The 25,399-nt window shown below is 62.4% G+C and carries 18 protein-coding genes; 16 read left to right on the top strand and 2 right to left on the bottom strand.

Features of this window, described 5'->3' with window-relative positions; all coding sequences use genetic code 11:
- Positions 1-14 precede the first annotated feature (14 nt).
- The 5 genes from QR290_RS03070 to QR290_RS03090 all read left to right on the top strand — a co-directional run bounded on the left by QR290_RS03070 (position 15) and on the right by QR290_RS03090 (position 9,334).
- Positions 15-2,465 carry a glycogen/starch/alpha-glucan phosphorylase gene (locus QR290_RS03070; RefSeq protein ID WP_289204315.1) on the top strand — a complete coding sequence of 817 codons (2,451 nt, stop codon included), beginning with the start codon at positions 15-17 and terminating at the stop codon, positions 2,463-2,465.
- Between the two features lie 102 nt (positions 2,466-2,567).
- Positions 2,568-6,161, top strand: a complete 3,594-nt coding sequence (locus QR290_RS03075) for a DUF2339 domain-containing protein (protein ID WP_289204316.1) — start codon at positions 2,568-2,570, stop codon at positions 6,159-6,161.
- On the top strand, positions 6,158-7,522 hold the full coding sequence (locus QR290_RS03080) for a DUF3999 domain-containing protein (RefSeq protein WP_289204317.1): 1,365 nt from the start codon (positions 6,158-6,160) through the stop codon (positions 7,520-7,522). The genes QR290_RS03075 and QR290_RS03080 overlap by 4 nt, the downstream gene beginning before the upstream one ends.
- 195 nt (positions 7,523-7,717) lie before the next feature.
- On the top strand, positions 7,718-8,728 hold the full coding sequence (locus QR290_RS03085) for a class 1 fructose-bisphosphatase (protein WP_065261556.1): 1,011 nt from the start codon (positions 7,718-7,720) through the stop codon (positions 8,726-8,728).
- A 3-nt stretch (positions 8,729-8,731) separates the two neighbouring features.
- Positions 8,732-9,334 (top strand): DUF924 family protein, encoded by a 603-nt coding sequence (locus QR290_RS03090; protein WP_115076233.1) that lies wholly within the window; start codon positions 8,732-8,734, stop codon positions 9,332-9,334.
- A gap of 203 nt (positions 9,335-9,537) precedes the next feature.
- Here QR290_RS03090 and QR290_RS03095 read toward each other — a convergent pair whose 3' ends face one another.
- The gene (locus QR290_RS03095; RefSeq protein WP_205350839.1) at positions 9,538-11,430 is read right to left on the bottom strand and encodes a methyl-accepting chemotaxis protein; all 1,893 of its coding nucleotides are present in this window, start codon (positions 11,428-11,430) and stop codon (positions 9,538-9,540) included.
- 282 nt (positions 11,431-11,712) lie between these two features.
- Between QR290_RS03095 and QR290_RS03100 the strand changes: the two genes are divergently transcribed.
- Positions 11,713-11,967 carry a hypothetical protein gene (locus tag QR290_RS03100; protein ID WP_007952486.1) on the top strand — a complete coding sequence of 85 codons (255 nt, stop codon included), beginning with the start codon at positions 11,713-11,715 and terminating at the stop codon, positions 11,965-11,967.
- Between the two features lie 31 nt (positions 11,968-11,998).
- Complete coding sequence (locus tag QR290_RS03105; protein ID WP_115076235.1) at positions 11,999-12,568, top strand: lipocalin family protein; 570 nt, start codon at positions 11,999-12,001, stop codon at positions 12,566-12,568.
- A gap of 48 nt (positions 12,569-12,616) precedes the next feature.
- On the opposite strand, the gene QR290_RS03110 is transcribed toward QR290_RS03105, so the two are convergent.
- Positions 12,617-13,981, bottom strand: a complete 1,365-nt coding sequence (locus QR290_RS03110; RefSeq protein ID WP_289204318.1) for a formimidoylglutamate deiminase — start codon at positions 13,979-13,981, stop codon at positions 12,617-12,619.
- A gap of 146 nt (positions 13,982-14,127) precedes the next feature.
- Between QR290_RS03110 and hutC the strand changes: the two genes are divergently transcribed.
- The 9 genes from hutC to hutH (QR290_RS03155) all read left to right on the top strand — a co-directional run bounded on the left by hutC (position 14,128) and on the right by hutH (QR290_RS03155) (position 25,270).
- The gene (hutC, locus tag QR290_RS03115) at positions 14,128-14,838 is read left to right on the top strand and encodes a histidine utilization repressor (protein WP_170844914.1); all 711 of its coding nucleotides are present in this window, start codon (positions 14,128-14,130) and stop codon (positions 14,836-14,838) included.
- 22 nt (positions 14,839-14,860) lie between these two features.
- On the top strand, positions 14,861-15,430 hold the full coding sequence (locus tag QR290_RS03120) for a HutD/Ves family protein (protein ID WP_273900117.1): 570 nt from the start codon (positions 14,861-14,863) through the stop codon (positions 15,428-15,430).
- A 420-nt stretch (positions 15,431-15,850) separates the two neighbouring features.
- Positions 15,851-17,533 (top strand): urocanate hydratase, encoded by a 1,683-nt coding sequence (gene hutU, locus QR290_RS03125; RefSeq protein ID WP_011332044.1) that lies wholly within the window; start codon positions 15,851-15,853, stop codon positions 17,531-17,533.
- A 144-nt stretch (positions 17,534-17,677) separates the two neighbouring features.
- The gene (locus QR290_RS03130) at positions 17,678-19,150 is read left to right on the top strand and encodes a purine-cytosine permease family protein (RefSeq protein ID WP_085684018.1); all 1,473 of its coding nucleotides are present in this window, start codon (positions 17,678-17,680) and stop codon (positions 19,148-19,150) included.
- Positions 19,151-19,220: 70 nt separating this feature from the next.
- Positions 19,221-20,189, top strand: coding sequence for an ABC transporter substrate-binding protein (locus tag QR290_RS03135; protein WP_115076238.1), 969 nt, complete (start codon positions 19,221-19,223; stop codon positions 20,187-20,189).
- 84 nt (positions 20,190-20,273) lie between these two features.
- The gene (locus QR290_RS03140) at positions 20,274-21,125 is read left to right on the top strand and encodes an ABC transporter permease (RefSeq protein ID WP_007952475.1); all 852 of its coding nucleotides are present in this window, start codon (positions 20,274-20,276) and stop codon (positions 21,123-21,125) included.
- Positions 21,122-21,952, top strand: a complete 831-nt coding sequence (locus QR290_RS03145) for a quaternary amine ABC transporter ATP-binding protein (RefSeq protein ID WP_007952457.1) — start codon at positions 21,122-21,124, stop codon at positions 21,950-21,952. The genes QR290_RS03140 and QR290_RS03145 overlap by 4 nt, the downstream gene beginning before the upstream one ends.
- 145 nt (positions 21,953-22,097) lie before the next feature.
- On the top strand, positions 22,098-23,621 hold the full coding sequence (hutH, locus tag QR290_RS03150; RefSeq protein WP_289204319.1) for a histidine ammonia-lyase: 1,524 nt from the start codon (positions 22,098-22,100) through the stop codon (positions 23,619-23,621).
- A gap of 116 nt (positions 23,622-23,737) precedes the next feature.
- Positions 23,738-25,270, top strand: a complete 1,533-nt coding sequence (gene hutH / locus QR290_RS03155) for a histidine ammonia-lyase (RefSeq protein WP_115076240.1) — start codon at positions 23,738-23,740, stop codon at positions 25,268-25,270.
- The last annotated feature ends 129 nt before the right edge of the window (positions 25,271-25,399 follow it).

Here is a 25,399-nt window from a genome sequence, read left to right on the forward strand (position 1 = left end):
TCGAGGTCCTATCGATGACTCAAGAACCACTAGTTCGCGAAGCAGAGGTGGCCGCATTCCGCGACGCCGTCCTGACCAAACTCACCTACGCGGTGGGCAAAGACCCGGATCACGCCTTCGACCATGACTGGTTCGAAGCCATTGCCCTGGCGGCGCGCGATCACATGGTCGAGCACTGGATGGACCACACCCGGCAGATCTATCGCAAAGGCCAGAAGCGGGTGTATTACCTCTCGCTGGAATTCCTCATCGGCCGCCTGCTGTACGACAGCCTTAGCAACCTCGGTCTACTGGATGTCGCCCGTGAAGCCTTGACCGAACTGGGCGTCGATCTGGAGCGCATCCGTATCCTGGAGCCGGATGCGGCGCTGGGCAACGGTGGTCTCGGACGGCTGGCGGCGTGCTTCATGGAAAGCATGTCGACCCTCGGCATTGCCGGCCACGGCTACGGGATTCGATATGAGCACGGGCTGTTCCGCCAGGCCATCGTCGATGGCTGGCAACAGGAACAGACCGAGCACTGGCTGGATTTCGGCAACCCCTGGGAGTTCGAGCGGCCAGAGGTGGTCTATCCGATCGGCTTTGGCGGCAGCGTCGAGACCGTCACCGACGCCAGCGGCAAGTCCCGGCAAGTCTGGCACCCGGCGGAAACCGTCCGGGCCATTGCTTACGACACCCCGGTGGTCGGCTGGCGCGGGGCGAGCGTCAACACCTTGCGCCTGTGGCGGGCGCGGGCCATGGAAGATTTGCACCTGGAGCGCTTCAACGCCGGCGACCACCTCGGAGCCGTCGCCGAAGTGGCCCGAGCCGAAAGTATCTCCCGCGTGCTTTACCCGGCGGACAGCACCGAGGCCGGGCAGGAGCTGCGCCTGCGTCAGGAGTATTTCTTCGTCGCCGCGTCGCTTCAGGATTTGCTGCGCCGTCATCGCAACATGCACACCTCGGTGCTGACCCTCGGCGATCACGCGGCGATCCAGCTCAATGACACGCACCCCTCGATCGCCGTCGCCGAACTGATGCGCCAACTGGTCGACGTCTACGACGTGGCCTGGGACGCGGCGTGGCAAGTTACCGTCGACACGCTTTCGTACACCAACCACACGCTGCTGCCCGAAGCGCTGGAAACCTGGCCGGTGGGGCTGATGGAACGCATGCTGCCGCGGCACATGCAGATCATTTACCTGATCAACGCCCAGCACATCGATTCGCTGCGGGCCAAGGGCATCCACGATTTCGACGTGCTGCGCGCGGTGTCGCTGATCGAGGAAGACAACGGCCGTCGGGTGCGCATGGGCAACCTCGCGTTTCTCGGTTCCCACAGCGTCAACGGCGTGTCCGGGCTGCACACGCAGCTGATGCGCAAAACAGTGTTCGCTGAACTGCACAAGCTGTACCCGGAGCGGATCAACAACAAGACCAACGGCATCACCTTCCGCCGCTGGCTGTACCAGGCCAACCCGGAACTGACGTCGATGCTGGTCGATTCCCTCGGCGCGGATGTTCTGGATAACCCCGAACAGCGTCTGCTCGATCTTGATCCGTTCGCCGAAAAACCCGCCTTCCGCAAAGCCTTTGCCGAGCAGCGGCTGCACAGCAAAAAAGCCCTCGCTTATCTGATTCACGAGCGGCTGGGGATCGCGGTCAATCCGGCGGCGATGTTCGACGTGCAGGTCAAACGGATCCACGAATACAAACGTCAGCTGCTCAACCTCATGCACACGGTCGCGCTGTACCAGGCGATCCGCGCCGAGCCGGAAATCGACTGGGTGCCACGGGTGAAAATCTTCGCCGGCAAGGCAGCGGCGAGTTATCACCAGGCCAAACTGATCATCAAACTGACCAACGACATCGCCCGGGTGGTGAACAACGACCCGACCGTGCGCGGCCTGCTCAAAGTGGTGTTCCTGCCCAACTACAACGTCAGCCTGGCGGAGAGCATCATTCCGGCGGCGGACCTGTCGGAGCAGATCTCCACCGCCGGTTTCGAGGCCTCGGGCACCAGCAACATGAAGTTCGGACTCAACGGTGCGCTGACCATCGGTACCCTCGACGGCGCCAACGTGGAAATGTGCGAAAACATCGGCGCCGAGCACATGTTCATCTTCGGTCTCAGCGCCCAGCAGGTCGAGGCGCGCAAGCAGAATCACGAGTTCAGCGCTTTGCCGGATATCGCTGCGTCCCATCGCCTCAACGATGTATTGCAGGCGATCCGCAGCGGGGTGTTCTCGCCGGATGACACGTCGCGCTACACCGGGCTGATCGATTCGCTGGTGGATTACGACCGGTTCTTCGTCTGCGCCGATTTCGACTCCTACTGGGATGCGCAGATGCGTGTCGATGCGCATTGGCACGACGCCAACAACTGGTGGCGCTCGGCGGTGCTGAACACCTCGCGCATGGGCTGGTTCTCCTCCGACCGGACAATCCGCGAGTACGCCACGGATATCTGGAAGGCACTGGAGTAACTTTTAGCGACAAATGTGCGCCCGGCCCCACGATTGTGGGGCCGGGCCGATATACTGAGCCTTGGTTCCGCCCCGCCACGGGTCTGCTCAGGGATATCGACCATGCAATGGATGTTCATGTTGATCGGGCTGCTGCTCGGCTGGCTGCTCGACGAGTCGTTCAGCGATGCGCTGTTGGGCGCGTTGTTGGGGCTCGCCATCGGGCAGACGATGCGCATCATGCGGCTCGGCTCGCAGGTGGCGGAGCAACAGCAGCAACTTGAACAGGCGAAAGTGGCTTTGCAGGGCGTCGCGCAGCGTCTGTATCTGCTGGAGGGATCGCCTTCGCACGCGGTACCGGCGCCAGGCGTAGAACCGGTCCCCGAGCCTTTGGTCGAGCATATCGATGTCGTCGAAGAAGCGCCGGCCCCCGAACTGGTCTGGGAGCTGCCGCCCGAACTCGAACCTCTCTCTGCCGTCGCCAGCGAAACCAGTCAGCCGCTGCCGGCCGATGTCTGGCGTCTCGACGCCGTAACTCCCGACCTTCCCGAGCCGCAACAACCCGCCGAACCTCGTGGCCCGAACCTTATCGAGCGCGGCATCAGCGCTGCGCGTAACTGGCTGTTCGGTGGCAATACCGTGCTGCGGGTTGGCGTGGTGCTGTTGTTCTTCGGTCTGGCTTTCCTGCTGCGCTACGCCACCGAAGGCATGGTGGTGCCGATCGAATTGCGTTACGCCGGGGTCGCAGCGGCAGCGCTGGGCTTGCTGGCATTGGGCTGGTGGTTGCGCCATCGCAACAACAGCTACGCCTTGATGCTGCAAGGCACCGGGATTGCGGTGTTGTATCTGACGGTGTTTGCGGCGATGCGCCTGCACCCGCTGCTCGATCCGTCTGCCGCGCTGGGCTTGCTGGTGGCAGTGACGGTGTTTTCGGCCATTCTGGCGATTACTCAGGACTCCCTAGCGCTGGCCTGCGTCGCCGCGCTGGGCGGTTTCGCCGCGCCGATTCTGACGTCGACCGGCGCCGGCAATCATGTCGCGCTGTTCAGCTATTTCGCGCTGCTCAACGCCGGCATTCTGGCCATCGCATGGTTCAAGGCGTGGCGCCTGCTCAACCTGATCGGCTTCGTGGGCACCTTCGGCATCGGTTTCGCCTGGGGCCTGCGTTCGTACACGCCGGAGCTGCTGTGGAGTACCGAGCCGTTCCTGATTCTGTTCTTCCTGATGTACCTGGCCATCGGCCTGCTGTTCGCCCGGCGCAAGTTGCTGGACATGCCGGACGCCCCGGCAGACGACGATCGCGAGGCGCTGCTGCACTGGTCGGCGCGCAAGGGCGATTACGTCGACGGCTCGATGCTGTTCGGTCCGCCGCTGGTGGGTTTCGGTCTGCAATTCGCGCTGGTGCAGCATCTGGAATTTGCAGCGGCGTTCAGCGCACTGGCGCTGGGCATGATCTACATGGCCCTCGCCAAAGTGCTGATGGGAGGCCGGGCGTTGTTGCTGGGCGAGACTTGCCTGGCGCTCGGGGTGATTTTCGCCAGCCTGGCGATTCCATTGGGGCTGGATGCGCGCTGGACATCTGCCGCCTGGGCGGTGGAGGGCGCAGGGATTTTCTGGCTGGGCTTGCGTCAGCAACGGCCGTTGGCCCGGGCCTTCGCGTTGCTGCTGCAACTGGGCTCGGCGCTGGCGTTTCTCAGTCAGTTGCGCGTTGGCGAAAGCAGCCTGCTCGACGGAGCGCCGCTTGGCGCATTGATGCTAGGCGCGGCGTTGCTGTTCAGCTTCTATCAAATGCGCAAGGCGTCGCCGGAGCAAACCTCGCCGTGGGAGCGTCAGGGCTTGCCGGTGCTGGCGTGTCTGGGGCTAACCTTCCTGTATCTGCTGGCGCCGCTGTTTTTCTTCACCCACGGCACCGCGATCAGTTGGGCGTTGGCCGGGCTGGTGACGTTGTTCGTTGGCTTGCGCCTGCAATCGCGCACGTTCCTGTTCACCGCGTTTGCCGTGCAACTGCTCGGCGGTGCGTTGTTCCTGTTGCGCCTGCAAGGGGCGGGCGAGGATTCGGCGGCCGTGTTCAGCGCTGGCTGGAGCGGTCTGCTCAGCGCCTCGTTGATCGGTCTGGCACTGATCGCCGGCATGCTGCTGGCGGCGCGTGACGAGATGGTGCGCAGCGATGTTCGTCTGCTGCGCGGTTTGTCGGTGGTGCTGCTGGCGGGTCTGGTGCTGATCAATCTGGCGGTGCTGTTCGTACTGCCATGGCAGACCGCGAGCGCGGTATGGGCGGCCAGTGGCTTGCTGATCATCTGGCTCAGTCTGTACCTCAAGCAGCGCGTGAGTTTTGTGTTCGGTCTGCTGTTGCAACTGATCGGCGGCGCAGCGTTTTTGCTGGCCGGCCCCGAACTGCTCGGGCCGTTGTCCAGCGAAGGTCTGCGACCGCTGGCCCATGGCGGATTCTGGACACCGCTGGTGCTGGGCCTGGCGGCGATGATCGGGGCGTGGCGCCTGCAGTTGGGCAATCACGCTTCGGCGTTCGATGTGCTGAGTTTGCAGCGTCTGTCCAAAGTGTTGCTGGTGTGGGGCGCTGGTTGGTGGGCGTTGGCGTGGGTCAGCGAAGTGCTGCGGTTTGCGCCGCTGAATCTGCAGGCGCCACTGTTGCTGCTGGTCGCCGCGCTGAGCGTCGCGCTGTGGACGCTGTTGGCCTTGCGTCTGAAATGGCCGTCGCTCGGGTTGCTCTGCACCGTGCTGGTTCCCGCAGCCGGACTGGTGTTGCTCGGTGCGTGGCATTCTCGCTATCACCCGGCGGCGGATTTCGGCTGGCTGGCGTGGGCGGCGGTGTTCGTCGTGCATTTCATCAGCCTGCGGCGTCTGGCACCGATGCTGCCGGCGCGGGCCTTGAGCACGGCGCATGTGCTCGGTTGCTGGTTGCTGATCGGCGTGCTGGCGCTGGAGTTGCGCTACGGCCTGCTGCTGTTGTCCGAGCAGTACAACGCCTGGCGCTGGCTGGGCTGGGCGATTTTGCCGAGCGTGTATCTGTTGCTGATGGCTGCGCCGCGTCAGTGGCCGTGGCCGGTGGCGGCATTCCCTCGCGAATATCGCCTGTACGCGGCGGCGCCGCTGGCGGTGCTGATGCTCGTCTGGTTCTGGCTGGCCAATGGCGTCAGCGATGGCAATCCCGAGCCGCTGCCTTATGTGCCGCTGCTCAACCCGCTGGAATTGGGTCTGCTGTTTGCGCTGTTCGGTGTCTACGTCTGGTCGCGCAGCGCCGTTGCCGAGCTGTCGATCCGCCAGGATTACGCGGCATACGCGACGCAACTGATTGCCGGTATTTCGCTGTTCGCGTTCTGCACTGCGCTGGTGACCCGCGCCGCGCACCATTGGGCGGGGATTCCGTTCGAGCTGGATCTGCTGCTCGAATCGATGCTGGTGCAGGCCGGTCTGTCCATCGTCTGGACGCTGATGGCGCTCGGACTGATGATCGGCGGGCACCTGCGCCATCGCCGCGAAGTGTGGCTGATCGGCGCGGCGCTGATTGCGCTGGTGGTGGCCAAACTGATTTTTGTCGAATTGAGCAACCGTGGCGGACTGGCCCGGATCGTTTCGTTCATCGGCGTCGGCGTGTTGCTGCTGGTGGTGGGCTACTTTGCGCCGCTGCCGCCCAAACGCGTCGAAGCTGTACCGGCGGCGGACAAACCGGCCCCGGAAACCGAAGGAGTGTCGTCTTGAGTCGCAAGCTTAATCTCGGGTGGCTGTTGCTGGGCGTGGCCATGACGGCCGGCGCCCAGGAAAAACCGGCGGACTTCGCCGCGCAGGTGCCGTTGTCGGTCAGTGGCGCAGGCCCGTGGTATCGCCTCGAACTGCCGCTGAGCGTGCAGTTGCAGGCGCGTCAGACCGATCTCAGCGACCTGCGGGTATTCAACGCCGCCGGAGAGCCGCAGGCCTATGCGCTGGCCCGGGAATCGGCGCAGACCCGCGACGACGGCCAGTTGCATGAGGTGAAGTGGTTCCCGCTGTACAACTCGGCGGATGCCACCGAGCGGGCGCCAAGCGTGCGCGTGCAATCCACCACCACTGGCACGCTGGTGGAAGTGCAGCCTTCCAGTCAGCTCGAAGCCGGGGAAGAAGTGCTGCGCGGCTGGCTGCTCGACGCGAGTGCGATCAAGGCACCGTTGCAGCAACTGATCCTCGACTGGACCAGCGAGCGCGACGGCTTCCAGCGTTTCAGCATCGAGGCCAGCGACGACTTGCAGCACTGGAAAGCCTGGGGCGAAGGCCAGGTCGCGCGCCTGACCTTTGCCGACGAACGGGTCGAGCAGCATGAAGTGGCGCTGCCGGGGCAATCGGCGCGGTATCTGCGTCTGCTGTGGGATTCGCCGGCCTCGGCGCCGGTCCTGACGTCGGCGCAACTGAAAAGCAGCGACCCGCGCAACCTGCCGCTGCCACTGGTCTGGTCGCCGGCGCTGGCCGGCAGCAGCACCAAGGCCGGGGAATACACCTGGCAGCTGCCGATGGGGCTGAACATCGAGCGGGTGCAGGTCGAACTGAAACAGGCCAACAGCCTGGCACCGGTGACCCTGTCGGGACGTCGCGAAAGCAGTCTGCCGTGGCAACCGCTGAGCAGCGGCTTGCTCTATCGCCTGACCCAGAATGGCCAGGACGTGGTGCAGAACGAATTGCAGCTCTACGGCCAGACCGTGCAGCAGTTGAAACTGACGGTCGACGAACGCGGCGGCGGTCTCGGCGAGCAGGCGCCGAGCGTGAAATACGCGGTGCGCGCCACTCAGGTGATCTTCCTTGCCCGTGGCGAAGGGCCGTACAGCCTGGCGCTGGGCAATCCGACCGTGAAGACGGCGAACCTGCCGCTGACCACGCTGATCCCCGATTTCAAACCGGAGAAACTGGCCACACTGGGCAAGGCTACGGTGCAGGGCGAAGCGCTGGCGACCCAGACTTCGACGGCCACCACCTCGGCCACGGCGGACACCAACTGGAAGAAGTTCGGCCTGTGGGCGGTGTTGCTGCTCAGTGTGCTGTTTCTGGCCGCGATGGCCTTCAGTCTGCTGCGCAAGCCGCCGGCCAAGTCGTGAATAGGACGGGGGTGGCCTCTACACCCGTCGGGTTTCCAACTACGCTGAATCCGGTGCCTGAACTCTCTCGGTTCGATCACGTCTGATAGCAGGAATTGCACCCGACGCACGTTACCGGGCGTCATTGCTCGCTACGGTTTCAGACTCCCTGTAAACTGCGCGGGTTTTTAGCCCCCCATTCCACCGGAGCCGTCCATGTCCCGCGTTACCCTGAGTCGCTATTTGATTGAGCAGACCCGCAGCAACAACACTCCTGCCGATCTGCGTTTCCTGATCGAAGTGGTGGCGCGCGCCTGTAAAGAAATCAGCCACGCCGTGTCCAAAGGCGCCCTGGGCGGCGTTCTGGGCAGCATGGGCACGGAAAACGTGCAAGGCGAAGTGCAGAAGAAGCTCGACGTGCTGTCGAACGAAATCCTGCTCGAAGCCAACGAGTGGGGCGGTCACCTGGCCGGTATGGCGTCCGAAGAAATGGACAACGCCTACCAGATCCCGGGCAAGTACCCGAAAGGCGCCTACCTGCTGGTATTCGACCCGCTGGACGGTTCGTCGAACATCGACATCAACGCCCCGGTCGGCACCATCTTCTCGGTACTGCGCTGCCCGAACGAATACCTGAGCCAGAACGAAGCCCTGAACGAAAAGGCCTTCCTGCAGCCTGGTACTCAGCAGGTCGCGGCCGGTTACGCGATCTACGGTCCGCAGACCATGTTGATCCTGACCCTGGGCAACGGCGTGAAGGGCTTCACCCTGGACCGCGAAATGGGCAGCTTCGTCTTGACCCACGAAGACATCACCATTCCTGAATCCACCCAGGAATTCGCCATCAACATGTCCAACCAGCGTCACTGGGAAGCTCCGGTACAGCGCTACGTTTCGGAACTGCTGGCTGGTGAAGAAGGCCCGCTGAAAAAGAACTACAACATGCGTTGGGTCGCGGCAATGGTTGCCGACGTGCACCGCATCCTGACCCGTGGCGGTCTGTTCATGTATCCGCGCGACAGCCGCGAGCCGTCCAAGCCGGGCAAACTGCGCCTGATGTACGAAGCCAACCCGATGTCGTTCCTGGTGGAACAGGCGGGCGGCGCTTCCACCGACGGTCACCAGCGCATCCTCGACATCCAGCCTGAAGGCCTGCACCAGCGCGTAGCGGTGTTCCTCGGCTCGAAAGAAGAAGTCGCTCGCGCTACGGCCTACCACAAGGAGTAAACCATGAACGCGCCCTGGCAGCCGTTGCTCGATTGGTGGTTCGGACACTCCGAATCGGCTACTGAAGTGACGGCGCAACAGGGCGGGTTGTGGTTCGGCAAGAAAGACAGCCAGGACCTCGAAGCGCGTGAGCGTTTCGGGGTCTTTGTCGATCAGGCCCTCGCTGGCGAATTGACCGAGTGGACGCAACGTCCCGAAGGTTGGCTGGCGGTGGTGTTGTTGCTCGATCAACTGCCGCGAATGATCTTTCGCGATACGCCCAAGGCTTTTTCCGGCGATCTACGGGCGCAGAAACTGGTTGCTCAGGGGATTGCTGCAGACTTCGATCGGCAGTTGAAACCGATCCAGCGACTCTTCATCTACCTCGTCTTCGAACACTGCGAAAACCTTGCGGTGCAGAATGAAGCGGTCTCGCGATTCATCGAACTGGTGGCTGAGCAGCCGGAGGCGGAGCGCGGGGTGTTTGCCGACAACCTGGATTATGCCGAGCGGCATCAGCGGGTGATTGCGCGGTTTGGACGGTTTCCGCATCGCAATGCGGTGTTGGGGCGGGAGTCTACGGTTGAGGAGTTGGCGTTTTTGAAAGAGCCAGGTTCGCGGTTTTAGGGCGATTTTCGGCAACCTCAAAAGCGGCCCTCACCCTAACCCTCTCCCGGAGGGAGAGGGGACTGACCGAGGTGTTTGGTCGTGATACGTCGACCTGAAGGTCCAGAGTCGAACTCCGGATTTGAAAGGCATGGAGATCGGCTCCCTTTCCCCCTCGCCCCCTTGGGGGAGAGGGTTGGGGTGAGGGGGTAAGCTCTTGATCTTCAGATTCTGAAGCTGCCCACCAACTGCTTTAGTCGAGCAGCCTGCTGCTCCAGATCCGCACAAGCGCGCAACGTCGCCTGCAAGTTCTCCACACCTTCCTGGTTCAGCGTGTTGATCTCGTTGATATCAACGTTGATCGACTCGACCACCGCCGTCTGCTCTTCCGTCGCGGTCGCCACCGACTGATTCATGCCGTCGATCTCGCCGATGCGCTGGGTCACGCTGCCCAGGCGTTCGCCGGCCTGGTTGGCGATGCCGACGCTGCTTTCGCTCTCACGCTGGCTCTCGGTCATGATGCCGACCGCCTGACGCGCGCCGACTTGCAGCTCTTCAATCATCTTCTGCACTTGCTGCGCCGAATCCTGGGTGCGGTGCGCCAGGTTGCGGACTTCGTCGGCGACCACGGCGAAACCACGACCGGCCTCACCGGCACGGGCCGCTTCGATGGCGGCGTTGAGTGCCAGCAGGTTGGTCTGCTGGGAGATGCTGGTGATCACTTCCAGAATCTGCCCGATGTTCACGGTGTTGCTGTTCAGGGTTTCGATGTTGCCGCAGGAGTCGCTGATCTTCGCCGACAGCTGTTGCATCGCGTGGATGGTTTTATCCACAACCTGCTGGCCGTCTTCGGCCAGGCTGCGCGCATCGCTGGAATGTTGCGAGGCGAGGGCGGCGTTCTGGGCGATTTCCTGGGCGGCGGCGCCGAGCTGGTTGATCGCGGCGGCCACGCTGTTGGTGCGCGAGGCCTGCTGGTCGGAGTTGAACATCGACGAGTTCGACGCTGCGACCACGCGCAGAGCGACTTCGTTGACTTGGCCGGTGGCCGAGGAGACTTCGCGGATCGAGGTGTGGATGCGCTCGACGAAACGGTTGAACGACAGCCCCAGCGCGCCGAACTCATCATGGCCGTGGATGGTCAGGCGCTTGGTCAGGTCACCTTCGCCTTCGGCGATGTCGTGCATGGCGCGGCCCATGGTCAGCAGCGGCTGCATCAGCACGCGGATCAGCATGCCGAGCAGGGCGATGATGATCACCACGGCGATGACCATCGCGATCAGCGCCGAGGTGCGGAATTCGCTGAGCATCGAGAACGCGGTGTCCTTGTCCAGCACCAGCGCCACGTACCAGTCAGCCGACGGTACGCCGTTGACATGGGTGAAGGAGATCAACTGGGTCTTGCCATCGAACTCGACTTCTTTCAGACCCGGGCTGACTTTCGGCGCACCGTTGGGGTAGGCCTCGGCGAGGGTCTTGAGCACCAGTTTGCTGTCCGGGTGGATCAGGATCTTGCCGTCGGCACTGACGATGAACGCGTGACCATGGCCGCCGAAGTTCAGTGAGTTGATGATCGCGCTGACGCTGGACAGATCAATGTCGGCGCCGGCCACACCGATCATCTGGCCCTGGCGCTGCACCGGGGTGGCGACGGTGATCACCAGTTTGCCCGACGAGGCGGCGATGTACGGTTCGGTGACGATGGTCTGTTGCGCAGTGTTGGCTGCCTTGTACCAGCCACGGGCGCGCGGATCGTAATCCGGCGCGCGGTTGCCGGCCGGGACCGAGAACATCACGCCGTCGGCGCCACCGAAGTAGCTGAGCTGGAAATTGCCGGTGTAGGCGGGCAGGTCGATGATGCGTTTCAGGCTGGCCGGGGCGTTGCCGTCGGCGACAACCTGCTGCGCCATCGATTGCAGCAACTGGATGCGGCTTTCCAGCCAGGTCTGGATGTTGCTGGTGGTCAGGCTGCCCAGTTCCTGCATCGACGATTCGGTGCTGCTTTGCAGGGCTTCGCGCTGGCGATAGTCGTTGAACAAAATGAAACAGGCGAACGCAACGGCCACCACGAGGGCGGCAGCCAACAAGATCTTGTGGCTGAATTTCATGTTTCTGGTCATTAAGTGAGCTACCGCGAAGGGGCTGGTCAAGAAAGGGCGGCAATTTGCCACACTATCGGGCTTTGCGCTGCTCTTATTTCGACCGCTGCGCGCCAAAGATTAGGCGCCTTTTGCGAAATGCGACGAAATGCTCAATAGCCTTACAAACTGTCTGATTTACCGGCGAAAGCCGGACGAGCGGGCTAACAAATAGCCGGCCTCCCAGGGAACCAGACAGGGGTTTTCTCTTCTAAGCTTCTGGTTGGCGCCATGCCATCCCCCTTCCGTTCCAGGAGTTACACCATGTCGCTGCGATCTATCGCCCTGCTGTCGTTTTGCGTGCTGTTGGCCGCATGCAGCAAGGTCAATCAGGAAAACTATTCGAAGCTCTCGGCCGGCATGGCCAAGGCCGAAGTGGAGACGCTGCTCGGCAAGCCCACCGATTGCTCGGGCGCGCTCGGCATGTCCAGTTGCACCTGGGGCGACAAGAACAGCTTTATCAGCGTGCAGTACGCCGGTGACAAAGTGCTGATGTTTTCCGGCCAAGGCCTGAAGTAAACCGGGGCTCCGCGCCCACGGGAGAAAAACAATGAAGCGGTTATTGCTTGTCCTTTTTGCCGGCCTGGTATTGGCCGGCTGCGCCACGACCGGTGAAGATCCGCTGGCGCCGAAGACGGTCAACAGTGTCAATCTCAAGCGTTACCAGGGCACCTGGTACGAACTGGCGCGTCTGCCGATGTATTTCCAGCGCAATTGCGCGCAATCCGAAGCCCGTTACTCGCTCAAGCCCGACGGCAATGTCGCGGTGTACAACCGCTGCCTGACGGCGGACTGGACGTGGGAAGAAGTCAAAGGCACGGCTTATCCACAGGTGCCGGGCAAGACCGACAAGCTGTGGGTCGAGTTCGATACCTGGTTCTCGCGTCTGATTCCGGGTGTGGCGAAGGGTCAATACTGGGTGCTGTATGTCAGCGATGACTACAAGACCGCCCTCGTCGGCGACCCGAGTCGTCGCTACCTGTGGCTGTTGTCGCGCACGCCGACCGTCAACGGTGTGGTGCGTGAGGAATTGCTGAGCAAGGCGCGTCAGCAGGGTTACGACACCACGCGCCTGATCTGGCGTACGTCGGATCAGCAGATGGCCAAGACGTCCAACTGACGCGCAACAAAAAACCTGTGGAGGTTGCCCTCCACAGGTTTTTTTGTGTCAGCCCAATAGCTCTCGCAGAACCTGGGTGAAGGCGCGATTGCTGTCCTCCTCCCCGGCATGTCGCCCCTCGCGCACCACCCACTGACCGTTGACCAGCACATCGCGCACCTGACGATCGCCACCGGCAAACAGCCAGCGATTGAGAATCCCGTCACCGCTGGCCGTGGCCAGATAGGGATCGCTGCCATCGAGCACGATCCAGTCGGCACGCTTGCCGACTTCCAGCGCACCGATCGGCTGGCCCAGGGCCTGAGCGCCACCATCCAGCGCTGCGTCATACAGCGTGCGGCCGACCATCGGCTGATCCGCGCCATACAAGCGGTTGCGCCGCTGATCGCGCAGGCGCTGGCCGTATTCCAACCAGCGCAGTTCTTCCACCACGCTCAACGACACATGGCTGTCGGAGCCGATGCCCATGCGCCCGCCCTGAGCGAGGAAATCCACCGCTGGGAAAATCCCGTCGCCGAGGTTGGCCTCGGTGGTCAGGCACAGGCCGGCGATGGCGCGACTCTTGGCCATCAGCGTGACTTCTTCCGGATTGGCGTGGGTCGCGTGGACCAGGCACCAGCGCTGATCGACTTCGTTGTTTTCGTACAGCCATTGCAGCGGGCGACGACCGCTCCAGCTCAGGCAGTCGTCGACTTCCTTCTGCTGTTCGGCGATGTGGATATGCACTGGGCATTGCTTGTCGCTGGCTGCCAGCACTTCGCTGATCTGCTGCGGCGTGACCGCGCGCAAGGAGTGGAAGCACAGGCCCAGCGATTGCGCCTTCTGCTGCGCCAGCAGAGGTTGCAGACGCGATTGCAGTTTCAGGTAATTTTCGGTGCTGTTGATGAAACGGCGCTGGCCTTCGTTCGGCGTCTGGCCGCCGAAACCGCTGTGGCTGTAGAGCACCGGAAGTAAGGTCAGACCGATGCCGGCGGAGCTGGCCGCCTGGCTGATACGCAACGCCAGTTCGGCCGGGTCGGCGTACGGCTGGCCGTTGTTATCGTGGTGGACGTAATGGAATTCGGCGACCGAGGTGTAACCGGCCTTGAGCATTTCGATGTACAGCTGACGGGCAATCACACCGAGCTGGTCGGGGCTGATTTTTCCGACGAGCCGATACATCAGATCGCGCCAGGTCCAGAAACTGTCGTTGGGATTGCCGGCCACTTCCGCCAGTCCCGCCATCGCTCGCTGGAACGCGTGGGAGTGCAGATTCGGCATCCCCGGCAGCAGCGGACCGCTCAGCCGTTCGGCGCCGTCTGCGGTGGAGTCGGCCTGGATTCGGGTCAACACGCCTTCGGCGCTGACCTCGAGACGTACATTGTTGGCCCATCCGTTAGGCAGCAGCGCGCGTTCGGCAAAGAAGGCGGACATGGTTCAGCACCCCATCGTGTGTTATTTGTATATACATATACAGACGTTTGCCTGCCCGGTAAACTCCGGCAAGCTAGCAACTTTCATCCAATGAACAGGGATCCACCGTGCCGACTCCGCCTCCAGTCTCCCCGTTGGCCGCGAACATGGGCGACAGTCCGGCGCCCTTGTACGCCCGCGTCAAACAGATGATCACCCAGCAGATCGACAGCGGTAACTGGCCGCCGCATTACCGCGTGCCGTCGGAAAGCGAGCTGGTCAGCCAGTTGGGTTTCAGCCGCATGACCATCAACCGCGCGCTGCGGGAAATGACCGCCGACGGTCTGTTGGTACGCATGCAAGGCGTCGGCACTTTTGTCGCCGAACCGAAGAGCCAGTCCGCGCTGTTCGAAGTGCACAACATCGCCGACGAAATCGCCTCGCGAGGCCATCGCCACACTTGCCAGGTGATCACCCTGGAAGAAGAGGCCGCCGGTTCCGAGCGCGCGCTGGCGCTGGACATGCGCGAAGGGCAGAAAGTCTTTCACTCGCTGATCGTGCACTACGAAAACGACATTCCGGTGCAGATCGAAGACCGTTTCGTCAACGCGCTGGTCGCCCCGGAATACCTCAAGCAGGACTTCACCCTGCAAACGCCTTACGCCTATCTGAACCAGGTCGCGCCGCTGACCGAAGGCGAACACGTGGTCGAAGCGATCCTTGCCGAAGCGTCCGAATGCAAATTGCTGCAGATCGAGAAAGGCGAGCCTTGCCTGCTGATCCGCCGCCGTACCTGGTCGGGTCGTCAGCCGGTGACGGCGGCGCGCCTGATTCACCCCGGTTCCCGTCATCGTTTGGAAGGTCGGTTTCATAAATAAAAAGCATAAATAGAGAGCATAAATGAGCGAGTTGAAGGTTCTACGCGCCGAAGGCTACCCCCGCATGCCGTGGAAAAACGGCGGCGGCAGCACCGAGGAAATCACCCGAGACGCCGGCGCCGGTCTCGACGGATTTGGCTGGCGCCTGTCGATTGCCGACATCGCCGAATCCGGCGGCTTCTCGACCTTCGCCGGTTACCAGCGGGTCATCACGGTATTGCAGGGCGACGGCATGACCCTGTGTGTCGACGGCGACGATACCCGGCCGTTGTTACCCCTCGACCCGTTTGCCTTCAGCGGCGAAAGCCAGGTGTCCTGCACCTTGCTCGGCGGCGCGATCCGCGACTTCAACCTGATCTACTCGCCCCAGCGTTACAGCGCACGCCTGCAATGGCTGGACGGCGAGCAGCGGTTTTTCAGTTCGGCAAGCACCGTGCTGGTCTTCAGCGTCAGCGAACTGCTGGAGGTCACGGTCGGTGACAGCGCCTCGCAACTCGGCCGCCATGACTGCCTGCAACTGGACGGTAACACCGGTTTGACCGAGATCGCCGTCAATGCCGGCTGCTGCGTGATCGAACTGTCCCCACGCTGATTCCTTCACACGCTCTGCGTGGGAAGGATCAAAAACCGCTGCTTTGAAAGCAGCGGTTTTTTTTCGTCCCGACGTTCCCGAAATGCGCACCAACTTGTTACCGAACGCCCCAGCGTGGCGCAAAACCACGCTTTCGTAACAACCTCTCGCCACCCTCAGTCTCCCCCGCAAAAAAATTCATGAACGCCAGAGCCCTTGATTCAGGCGCTCTGCAGCCCTGTCCGGGATTTTTGTTGAACGGTCCTCCAACAAGTTGGCCGCTTGATTGCATATGCTTGTATGTACAAGTAAAGACGTATGCGTATGAGTCGATTGAGACTCTCCGCAGCGTCCACTGATTCGCTTGTCGCGCACTGATGCGCACAGGCTGCTTGCCCACTGCCAGGGTTGGTTTGAATTGATCGCTGAGGAGTCTTTTTCGTGACTGACAATAAGCCTACAAAATTCCGTAACGTCGAAATCCGCGCCGCCCGCGGCAACAAGCTGACCGCCAAGAGCTGGCTGACCGAAGCGCCGCTGCGCATGCTGATGAACAACCTCGACCCGGAAGTCGCCGAGAACCCGAAAGAGCTGGTGGTCTACGGTGGCATCGGCCGCGCGGCGCGTAACTGGGAGTGCTACGACAAGATCGTCGAGAGCCTCACCAACCTCAACGAAGACGAAACCCTGCTGGTGCAATCGGGCAAGCCGGTCGGCGTGTTCAAGACCCATAGCAACGCCCCGCGCGTACTGATCGCCAACTCCAACCTGGTGCCACACTGGGCGACCTGGGAACACTTCAACGAACTCGACGCCAAAGGCCTGGCCATGTATGGCCAGATGACCGCCGGCAGCTGGATCTACATCGGCAGCCAGGGCATCGTTCAGGGCACCTACGAAACCTTCGTTGAAGCCGGTCGCCAGCACTACAACGACAACCTCACCGGCAAGTGGGTACTGACCGCCGGCCTCGGCGGCATGGGCGGCGCCCAGCCACTGGCCGCGACCCTCGCCGGTGCCTGCTCGCTGAACATCGAATGCCAGCAGATCAGCATCGATTTCCGCCTCAAGACCCGCTATGTCGACGAGCAGGCCAAAGACCTCGACGACGCGCTGGCCCGCATCGCCAAATACACCTCCGAAGGCAAGGCCGTTTCCATCGCCCTGTGCGGCAACGCCGCTGAAATCCTTCCGGAACTGGTCAAGCGCGGCGTGCGCCCGGACATGGTCACCGACCAGACCAGCGCCCACGACCCGCTCAACGGTTACCTGCCGGCCGGCTGGACCTGGGACGAATACCGCGCCCGCGCCAAGACCGAGCCAGCCGCTGTGGTCAAGGCCGCCAAGCAATCGATGGCCGTCCACGTCAAAGCCATGCTCGACTTCCAGAAAATGGGCGTGCCGACCTTCGACTACGGCAACAACATCCGTCAGATGGCTCAGGAAGAAGGCGTCGAAAACGCATTCGATTTCCCGGGCTTCGTACCGGCCTACATCCGTCCGCTGTTCTGCCGTGGCATCGGTCCGTTCCGCTGGGCTGCGCTGTCGGGTGATCCGCAGGACATCTACAAGACCGACGCCAAAGTCAAAGAGCTGATCCCGGACGACGCCCACCTGCACAACTGGCTGGACATGGCGCGCGAGCGCATCAGCTTCCAGGGTCTGCCGGCGCGTATCTGCTGGGTTGGCCTGGGCCTGCGCGCCAAGCTCGGTCTGGCGTTCAACGAAATGGTCCGCAGCGGCGAGCTGTCGGCACCGATCGTGATCGGTCGCGACCACCTCGACTCCGGCTCGGTCTCCAGCCCGAACCGTGAAACCGAATCGATGCAGGACGGCTCCGACGCAGTCTCCGACTGGCCGCTGCTGAATGCTCTGTTGAACACCGCGAGCGGTGCGACCTGGGTGTCCCTGCACCACGGCGGCGGCGTCGGCATGGGCTTCTCCCAGCACTCGGGCATGGTGATTGTCTGCGACGGTACTGACGAAGCGGCCGAGCGAATCGCTCGCGTGCTGCACAACGACCCGGGCACCGGCGTCATGCGTCACGCCGATGCCGGTTACCAGATCGCCATCGATTGCGCCAAGGAACAAGGGCTGAACCTGCCGATGATCACCGGCAAGTAATGCTTGCCCTGTGGGAGCGAGCCTGCTCGCGATAGCGGTTTGTCAGTCAACGAAAATGTTGCATGAACCGCCCTCATCGCGAGCAGGCTCACTCCTACAGGAACCAAAACAACAAAATCCAGAACAATCCACAGAGGTTGAATCATGGCAGGCAACACCGATCGTGCAGGCAGTAAACCGTTGATCGAAAGGCGTTCGATCGACTACATCCCGGAAGCGGAAAGACACGGTCGTCTGTTCAGTCAGTTCACCCTGTGGATGGGTGCCAACCTGCAAATCACCGCGATTGTCACCGGGGCCCTGGCCGTGGTGCTGGGCGGCGATGTGTTCTGGTCGTTGATCGGTCTGCTGATCGGTCAACTGCTGGGCGGCGGGGTGATGGCGCTGCACGCGGCGCAAGGGCCGAAGCTTGGCCTGCCGCAGATGATTTCCAGCCGGGTGCAGTTCGGCGTCTACGGCGCGGCGATACCGATCGTGCTGGTGTGCCTGATGTATCTCGGTTTCACCGCGACCGGTACCGTGTTGTCGGGTCAGGCGCTGGGCCAGTTGTTCGGGGTCAGCGATACCGTCGGCATCCTTCTGTTCGCCAGCGTCATCGTCGTGGTCACGGTGCTCGGCTATCGGGTTATTCACTGGATCGGCCGCATCGCCAGCGCCATTGGCGTGATTGCTTTCGTGTACCTGTTCAGCCGTCTGATGAGTCAGGTGGACGTCGGCGCACTTCTGGAAATCCGTCACTTCAGCTGGAGCAGTTTCCTGCTGGCGGTGTCCCTCGCGGCCTCCTGGCAGATCGCTTTCGGCCCATACGTGGCGGACTACTCGCGCTACCTGCCGAGCAAGGTGTCTTCGGTGAAAACCTTCTTCGCCGCCGGTGCCGGTTCGGTGATTGGTGCGCAGGTGGCGATGATCCTCGGTGTGTTCGCGGCCGCTTCGGCCAACGGGCAATTCGCCGGTCATGAAGTCGCCTACATCGTCGGTCTGGGCGGGACCGGTGCCACCGCCGCGCTGCTGTATTTCAGCATCGCGTTCGGCAAGGTCACCATCTCCACCCTGAACTCCTACGGCAGCTTCATGTGCATCGCGACCATCATCAGCGGCTTCCGTGGCCACCTGACGGTCACCCGGATGCAGCGTCTGGTGTTCGTGCTGGTGATCGTCGGCGCGGCGACCCTGATTGCGCTGCTCGGCCAGCATTCGTTCCTCGGTGCGTTCAAGTCCTTCATCCTGTTCCTGCTGGCATTCTTCACGCCGTGGAGCGCGATCAACCTGGTGGACTACTACTGCATCACCCGCGAGCGCTACGACGTACCGGCGCTGGCGGATCCGAACGGTCGCTATGGCCGCTGGAACCTCCTCGGTATCAGCGTTTATGTGTTCGGGGTGCTGGTGCAACTGCCGTTCATTTCCACCAAGTTCTATACCGGTCCATTGGTAGCGGCCCTGGGGGATGTGGATATTTCCTGGATCATCGGTCTCGTGTTGCCCGCAGCGCTGTATTACGTCTGCGCGAAAAAATGGCACGGCACCGTACCCGATCGACTGATTCTGCCCGTCGAGCAGGACAGCGTTGTACAACCTAAAACAAGCGGGGCCGGTCGCGCTGCGGCGCAGGCCTGATTTGGACGTGGACAGGGCTGGATGCCTCTTGACTGCCGTAAGCCAATTCATGATTAGGAGCGTCACAACAATGAAATCGAACAAGACCCTGCTGACCACATTGCTTTCCATGGGCCTGCTGGCCAGCGCCGGCGCAACCCAGGCCGCCGGCTGGTGCGAGTCCGGCAAACCGGTGAAATTCGCCGGCCTGAACTGGGAAAGCGGCATGCTGCTGACCGACGTTCTGCAGGTGGTGCTGGAGAAAGGTTACGACTGCAAGACCGACAGCCTGCCGGGCAACTCCATCACCATGGAAAACGCCCTGAGCAGCAACGACATCCAGATCTTCGCCGAAGAATGGGTCGGCCGCAGCGAGGTCTGGAACAAGGCCGAGAAGGCCGGCAAGGTCGTCGGTGTCGGCGCCCCGGTGGTGGGTGCGATCGAAGGCTGGTACGTGCCGCGCTACGTGATCGAAGGCGATGCCAAGCGCAAGCTGGAAGCCAAGGCGCCGGACCTGAAAAACATCGCCGACCTGGGCAAATACGCCGCCGTCTTCAAGGACGCCGAAGAGCCTTCCAAGGGCCGCTTCTACAACTGCCCGGCCGGCTGGACCTGCGAGCTGGACAACAGCGAAATGCTGAAAAGCTATGGCCTGGAAAACAGCTACACCAACTTCCGCCCGGGCACCGGCCCAGCGCTGGATGCGGCCGTGCTGTCGAGCTACAAGCGTGGCGAGCCGATCCTGTTCTACTACTGGTCGCCAACCCCGCTGATGGGCCAGATCGACGCGGTGAAACTGGAAGAAAAAGCGGGCGTCGACAAGAGCGTGAGCATCAAGGTCGGCCTGTCCAAGACCTTCCACGACGAAGCCCCGGAACTGGTGGCTGTGCTGGAAAAGGTCAACCTTCCGATCGATCTGTTGAACCAGAACCTGGGCCGTATGGCGAAGGAACGTATCGAGTCGCCAAAACTGGCGAAAATCTTCCTCAAGGAACATCCTGAGGTCTGGCATGCGTGGGTGAGTGAAGACGCTGCCAAGAAAATCGACGCGGCGCTGTAGGTCGAATTCCTCCCGGCCAACCGAGAGGCTGGCCGGGGTGTTCGCCGCAATCGCTTGATTGAGTTTCCTGATTGAGAGCCGCTTATGTTTCCCGAAAGCTTTACCTTTTCCATCGCCGACTGGGTCAACGGTTGGGTCGATGCGCTGGTCACCAACTACGGCGATGTGTTCCGCCATATCTCCGACACCCTGCTGTGGGCCATCGTCAATCTTGAAGGCCTGCTGCGCGCCGCACCGTGGTGGTTGATGCTGGCCATCGTCGGTGTCGTGGCCTGGCACGCCACGCGCAAGGTCGTGACCACCGCCGTGATCGTCGGTCTGTTGTTCCTGGTCGGCGCTGTCGGTCTGTGGGACAAGTTGATGCAGACCCTCGCGCTGATGATGGTGGCGACGGTCATTTCGGTACTGATCGGCGTACCGCTGGGGATTCTCTCGGCGCGCAGCAATCGCCTGCGTTCGGTGCTGATGCCGCTGCTCGACATCATGCAGACCATGCCGAGTTTCGTGTACCTGATTCCGGTGCTGATGCTGTTCGGCCTGGGCAAGGTGCCGGCGATTTTCGCCACCGTGATCTACGCCGCGCCGCCGCTGATCCGTCTGACCGATCTGGGCATCCGCCAGGTCGACGGCGAAGTGATGGAAGCGATCAACGCCTTCGGCGCCAACCGCTGGCAGCAACTGTTCGGCGTGCAACTGCCGCTGGCCCTGCCGAGCATCATGGCCGGGATCAACCAGACCACCATGATGGCCCTGTCGATGGTGGTAATCGCCTCGATGATCGGCGCCCGTGGCCTGGGTGAAGATGTGCTGGTGGGCATTCAGACCCTCAACGTCGGACGCGGCCTGGAAGCCGGTCTGGCGATCGTGATTCTCGCAGTGGTCATCGACCGCATTACCCAGGCGTATGGTCGGCCACGGCATGAGGTGAGCAAATGAGCAACGCAACCGTGAGCAAGATCGAAGTCAAAAACGTCTTCAAGATTTTCGGCAACCGCGCCTCGGACGCCCTGGCGATGGTCGGCCAGGGCAAGACCAAGGATCAGGTGCTGAACGAAACCGGTTGTGTGGTCGGGGTCAACGACTTGTCCCTGAGCATCGGCACTGGCGAGATCTTCGTGATCATGGGTCTCTCCGGCTCCGGCAAATCGACGCTGGTGCGCCACTTCAACCGCCTGATCGACCCGACCAGCGGCGCGATCCTGGTGGACGGCGTGGACATCCTGCAATACGACATGGAAGCCCTGCGCGAATTTCGCCGGCACAAGATCAGCATGGTGTTCCAGAGCTTCGGCCTGCTGCCGCACAAGACCGTGCTCGACAACGTCGCCTACGGCCTGAAAGTGCGTGGCGAGACCAAGCAGCTGTGCGCCGAACGTGCGCTGCACTGGATCAACACCGTGGGCCTCAAGGGCTACGAAAACAAATACCCGCACCAGCTCTCCGGCGGCATGCGCCAGCGTGTGGGCCTGGCCCGCGCCCTGGCGGCGGACACCGACATCATCCTGATGGACGAAGCGTTCAGTGCGCTGGATCCGCTGATCCGCGCCGAGATGCAGGATCAGTTGCTGGAGCTGCAAAAAACCCTGCACAAGACCATCGTCTTCATCACCCACGACCTCGACGAGGCCGTGCGCATCGGCAACCGCATCGCAATCCTCAAGGACGGCCGCCTGATCCAGGTCGGCACGCCGAAAGAGATCCTGCATTCGCCGGCAGACGAATATGTCGATCGCTTCGTACAGCGGCGGGCGGCGGTGGTCTGATCTGAGTTTTGCAGTGCACAGACTGGCCTCATCGCGGGCAAGCCCGCTCCCACAGGGATTGTGTGAGCACCGGAGATTCTGTGGGAGCTGGCTTGCCAGCGATGAGGCCGGTGAAGCTGCATCAAAATTATGGTTGAGGTAAGTGATGTCCCAGGCTGAAAAAATCGTTATCGCCGACGCTCCGATGCGTTGGCAGGATGTGGTCGCAGTCGCCCGTCACGGCGCGCAGCTCGAGCTGTCGGCGCAGACCTGGGCGCGCATTGAAAACGCGCAGGGCATCGTCCAGCGCATCGTCGCCAGCGGCGAGCGTGCCTATGGCGTGAACACCGGGCTCGGTGCGCTGTGCAACGTTTCGCTGAAAGACGAACAGCTCAGCCAGCTGTCGCGCAACACCTTGCTCAGCCATGCCTGCGGCGTCGGCCCGGTGCTGGCCGATGAGCAGACCCGGGCAATCATGTGCTCGGCGATCCGCAACTACAGCCACGGCAAATCCGGCATTCATCGCCGGGTGGTCGAAGCGCTGCTGGCGCTGCTCAATCGCGGCATCACCCCGCAAGTGCCGTCGCAGGGTTCGGTGGGTTACCTGACCCACATGGCGCACATCGGCATCGCGCTGCTGGGCGTGGGCAATGTCAGCTATCGCGGGCAAGTGGTGTCCGCGCAGCAGGCACTGGCCGAAGAGGGCCTGCAACCGGTGCAACTCGGAGCGAAGGACGGTCTGTGTCTGGTCAACGGCACGCCGTGCATGACCGGCCTTGGTTGTCTGGCGATTGCCGACGCCACGCGTCTGGTGCAATGGGCCGACGTGATCGGTGCTATGAGCTTCGAGGCTCAGCGTGGCCAGATCGCCGCGTTCGATGCCGAGATCATCGCGCTCAAGCCGCATCCGGGGATGCAGCAGGTCGGCGTCAATCTGCGCGCCTTGCTCGATGGCAGCGAAGTGATTGCGTCGAGCAAAGGCATTCGTACCCAGGATGCGCTGAGCATCCGCTCGATCCCGCAGGTACACGGCGCCGCCCGCGATCAACTGCAACACGCGATCAAACAGATCGAAACCGAACTCAACGGCTGCACCGACAACCCGTTGCTGCTGGGCACGCCGGACGACTTCCGTGTCATGTCCCAGGCCAACCCGCACGGACAATCGGTGGCGCTGGCGGCGGATCTGCTGGCGATTGCGATGGCTGAAATCGGCTCGATTGCCGAGCGGCGTCTGGACCGTTTGATCAACCCGCACGTCAGCGGTCTGCCGGCGTTTCTGGTGGCCAATCCGGGGGTGAACTCCGGGATGATGATCGTGCAATACGTCGCCGCGTCGCTGTGCGCGGAAAACCGCCAGTTGGCGCAACCGGCAGTGCTCGACAACTACGTCACGTCGGGCTTGCAGGAAGATCACTTGAGCATGGGCACCAACGCCGCGCTGAAGCTGCACCGCGCGCTGGAAAACTGCACGCAGATCCTCGCCATCGAATATTTGCTGGCGGCCCAGGCGTTTGAATTTCTCAAGGAACAACGCTTCGGCGCCGGCACCGATACCGCCTGGCGACTGCTGCGCGAAAAAGTCCCGGCCTACGATCAGGATCGCTGGCTGGCGCCGGATATCGCCGCAGCTGCAAGCGTTCTGAAAGACACGGATCTGCTGCACAACGCATTACCGAATCTGCACTGAAAACTACCCACGCCAGCGTGCCAAGGCGCGGCTCCCCAAAAGGGCAGACGCGACGGACAACGGACATCTCCGGAGCGTCTGGCGAGTTAACAATAAACTCTCAAAAGGAGCACAAAATGACTGCGCTGAACCTGATCCCCGGCCAACTGAGCCTGGCCCAACTGCGTGACGTTTATCAGAACCCGGTCAAGCTGACCCTCGACAACAGCGCCAGCGCGCAGATTGAAGCCAGCGTGGCCTGCGTCGAGCAGATCCTCGCGGAAAACCGCACCGCCTACGGCATCAACACCGGTTTCGGCCTGCTGGCCTCGACCCGCATCGCCAGCGAAGACCTGGAAAACCTCCAGCGCTCGCTGGTGCTGTCCCACGCCGCCGGCGTCGGCCAGCCGATCAGCGATGAGCTGGTGCGCCTGATCATGGTGCTCAAGGTCAACAGCCTCAGCCGTGGTTTCTCCGGCATCCGTCGCGTGGTGATCGATGCGCTGATCGCGCTGATCAACGCCGAGGTTTACCCGCACATTCCGTTGAAAGGTTCGGTCGGTGCCTCCGGTGACCTGGCACCGCTGGCGCACATGTCGCTGGTGCTGCTGGGCGAGGGCAAGGCGCGCTACAAGGGCGAGTGGATGGAAGCGACCGAAGCGCTGAAAGTCGCCGGTCTGACCCCGCTGACGCTGGCGGCCAAAGAAGGTCTGGCGCTGCTCAACGGTACTCAGGTGTCCACCGCATTCGCTTTGCGCGGTCTGTTCGAAGGTGAAGACCTGTTCGCCGGCGCACTGGCGCTGGGCGGTCTGACGGTCGAAGCGGTGCTCGGTTCGCGTTCGCCGTTCGACGCACGCATCCACGCCGCCCGTGGCCAGAAAGGCCAGATCGACGCCGCTGCCGCTTACCGCGATCTGCTCGGTGAGCGCAGCGAAGTCTCCGATTCGCACCAGAACTGCGAAAAGGTTCAGGACCCGTACTCGCTGCGTTGCCAGCCGCAAGTCATGGGCGCGTGCCTGACCCAGTTCCGTCAGGCCGCCGAAGTGCTGGCTGTCGAAGCCAACGCCGTATCCGACAACCCGCTGGTGTTCGCGGCCGAAGGCGACGTGATCTCCGGCGGCAACTTCCACGCCGAACCGGTGGCCATGGCCGCTGACAACATGGCCCTGGCCATTGCCGAAATCGGTTCTTTGAGCGAGCGTCGTATCTCGCTGATGATGGACAAGCACATGTCGCAACTGCCGCCCTTCCTGGTGGCCAACGGTGGCGTGAACTCCGGCTTCATGATCGCCCAGGTGACCGCTGCGGCCCTGGCCAGCGAGAACAAGGCGCTGTCCCATCCGCATTCGGTGGACAGCCTGCCGACTTCTGCCAACCAGGAAGACCACGTGTCGATGGCCCCGGCTGCCGGCAAGCGCCTGTGGGAAATGGCCGAGAACACCCGCGGGATTCTCGCGGTGGAATGGCTGGCGGCGGTGCAGGGTCTGGACCTGCGCAACGGGCTGAAGACTTCGACCAAACTGGAACAGGCCCGAGGGATTCTGCGTCGCGAAGTGCCGTTCTACGAGAAGGACCGTTTCTTCGCGCCGGACATCAATGCGGCGACCGAGTTGCTGGCTTCGCGCATCTTGACTGAACTGGTCCCGGCGAAACTGCTGCCGAGCCTGTAAGAGCCACCCCTCACCCCAGCCCTCTCCCGGAGGGAGAGGGAGCCGATCTGGGTGAGCTTCCAGGCCTGAGTTCGGCTCAAACTATCAGGTCGGCAACAATCGAAAGAACAACGCGGTCAGTCCCCTCTC

This window comes from Pseudomonas fluorescens (genome assembly GCF_030344995.1).
In the GTDB taxonomy this organism is placed as follows: domain Bacteria; phylum Pseudomonadota; class Gammaproteobacteria; order Pseudomonadales; family Pseudomonadaceae; genus Aquipseudomonas; species Aquipseudomonas fluorescens_BF.

Bases quoted from the DNA above. Each gene is read 5' to 3' on its own strand.
- QR290_RS03090 (WP_115076233.1), top strand. From the start codon at position 8,732: ATGAACGCGCCCTGGCAGCCGTTGCTCGATTGGTGGTTCGGACACTCC.
- QR290_RS03105 (WP_115076235.1), top strand. From the start codon at position 11,999: ATGAAGCGGTTATTGCTTGTCCTTTTTGCCGGCCTGGTATTGGCCGGC.
- QR290_RS03135 (WP_115076238.1), top strand. From the start codon at position 19,221: ATGAAATCGAACAAGACCCTGCTGACCACATTGCTTTCCATGGGCCTG.
- QR290_RS03120 (WP_273900117.1), top strand. From the start codon at position 14,861: ATGAGCGAGTTGAAGGTTCTACGCGCCGAAGGCTACCCCCGCATGCCG.
- hutH (WP_289204319.1), top strand. From the start codon at position 22,098: ATGTCCCAGGCTGAAAAAATCGTTATCGCCGACGCTCCGATGCGTTGG.
- hutC (WP_170844914.1), top strand. From the start codon at position 14,128: ATGGGCGACAGTCCGGCGCCCTTGTACGCCCGCGTCAAACAGATGATC.
- QR290_RS03110 (WP_289204318.1), bottom strand. From the start codon at position 13,981: ATGTCCGCCTTCTTTGCCGAACGCGCGCTGCTGCCTAACGGATGGGCC.
- hutH (WP_115076240.1), top strand. From the start codon at position 23,738: ATGACTGCGCTGAACCTGATCCCCGGCCAACTGAGCCTGGCCCAACTG.
- QR290_RS03100 (WP_007952486.1), top strand. From the start codon at position 11,713: ATGTCGCTGCGATCTATCGCCCTGCTGTCGTTTTGCGTGCTGTTGGCC.
- QR290_RS03130 (WP_085684018.1), top strand. From the start codon at position 17,678: ATGGCAGGCAACACCGATCGTGCAGGCAGTAAACCGTTGATCGAAAGG.
- QR290_RS03145 (WP_007952457.1), top strand. From the start codon at position 21,122: ATGAGCAACGCAACCGTGAGCAAGATCGAAGTCAAAAACGTCTTCAAG.
- QR290_RS03095 (WP_205350839.1), bottom strand. From the start codon at position 11,430: ATGACCAGAAACATGAAATTCAGCCACAAGATCTTGTTGGCTGCCGCC.
- QR290_RS03085 (WP_065261556.1), top strand. From the start codon at position 7,718: ATGTCCCGCGTTACCCTGAGTCGCTATTTGATTGAGCAGACCCGCAGC.
- QR290_RS03140 (WP_007952475.1), top strand. From the start codon at position 20,274: ATGTTTCCCGAAAGCTTTACCTTTTCCATCGCCGACTGGGTCAACGGT.
- QR290_RS03075 (WP_289204316.1), top strand. From the start codon at position 2,568: ATGCAATGGATGTTCATGTTGATCGGGCTGCTGCTCGGCTGGCTGCTC.
- QR290_RS03070 (WP_289204315.1), top strand. From the start codon at position 15: ATGACTCAAGAACCACTAGTTCGCGAAGCAGAGGTGGCCGCATTCCGC.